The organism is Halobacillus sp. BBL2006 (genome assembly GCF_000786645.1).
In the GTDB taxonomy this organism is placed as follows: Bacteria; Bacillota; Bacilli; order Bacillales; family Halobacillaceae; genus Halobacillus.
Window position 1 is genome coordinate 1 of the sequence record NZ_JRNX01000690.1, and the last position, 1,251, is coordinate 1,251.

Below are 1,251 nucleotides of genomic sequence, written 5' to 3' on the forward strand. Positions count from 1 at the left end.
TGGTTCCGTAAATTCGGCTGTTTTGAATACAGTCGGAAGTGCTGGATATACGCATACCATCCATTGGACGATTGATACCCTTGATTGGAAGGGTATCTCAAAAGATGAGGTGACAAACCGTGTCATGTCTAACATTGTACCGGGTTCGATCATCCTCATGCACACAGGGGCTGGAGCATCGGGAACACCCGATGCCTTACCAACTATTATTTCTCAACTTAATTCAAGAGGCTATCAATTTGTCACCGTTTCGGAGATTTTGAATCTGACTCCTTCGTCAGGAAGGACCTATACGGTCAAACCAGGGGACACTCTCTATAGGATCGCACTGAACAACCAGGTAAAGGTCTCTGAGCTTGCTAGCGTGAATCATCTTTCTAATCCAAGTTTTATTCAAGTGGGTCAAGTGCTCGTTATTCCCTCTAAAGTGGACAATTCTTCCAAAACCTATACCGTGATGCCTGGGGATACACTATACCGGATCGCTTTACGCTTCCAAACAACGGTGAGCAAATTAGTATCTGTAAACCAGCTGGCAAACCCGTCCCTGATCAAAGTAGGGCAAGTATTGTTGCTGCCTGGATCATCTGCTTCGACCTACACCGTTCAACCAGGGGACACGCTGTACAGCATAGCCAGGAGATATGGAACAACGGTTCAGAAGATTGCAGATGCCAATCAGATTTCCAATCCGAGTGTAATTCGTGCAGGAACAAAACTAGTTATACCGACTTAAACGAAGCAGAGCCTGCGAACGGTATACCAATCGTTCGGGGGCTTTTTTCATAAAATGATAAAATTTTCAGAAAAAAATATTTTGAAAGTAAGATTTTAGGGTAAAGAGGAGTGTGAGAGGAATTCGCGTGTTGAAAAAGGAAAAAATTTGCTGATACATAGTTTCATAGAAGGATAGTAGATGGTATGGTGGATATGGTAGAAGGGAGAGGAATGCTGTGGACGAATTGGTTTATTTGGCGATTTTTGCGTTTATTGCCCTCGGACTTGGTTTGCGAGAAAAGAATACTCTTGATCGCAATTTAAAAAAAATACCTACTCGAATTTTAGTTAATGGAATCCGTGGGAAGTCAACGGTTACCCGTTTAGTGATGGGCATATTGAAAGAGGACAATCAAAAGGTCGTAGGGAAAACAACAGGCACCTCTGCTCGTATGTTTTATTGGAATCAAGAAGATGAAGAACCCATTATTCGCAGTCTTCAAGGACCAAACATCAACGAACAGATGAAAATGG

Annotated in this window: 1 protein-coding gene and 1 pseudogene; both read left to right on the forward strand. The window is 42.7% G+C overall.

The window, feature by feature from the left end:
- A partial coding sequence (locus tag LD39_RS21855) for a LysM peptidoglycan-binding domain-containing protein (protein WP_156112689.1) occupies positions 1-736 on the forward strand: 736 nt, incomplete at its 5' end.
- A 217-nt stretch (positions 737-953) separates the two neighbouring features.
- A pseudogene (locus tag LD39_RS18365) lies at positions 954-1,251 on the forward strand (poly-gamma-glutamate synthase PgsB); the annotation flags it as partial.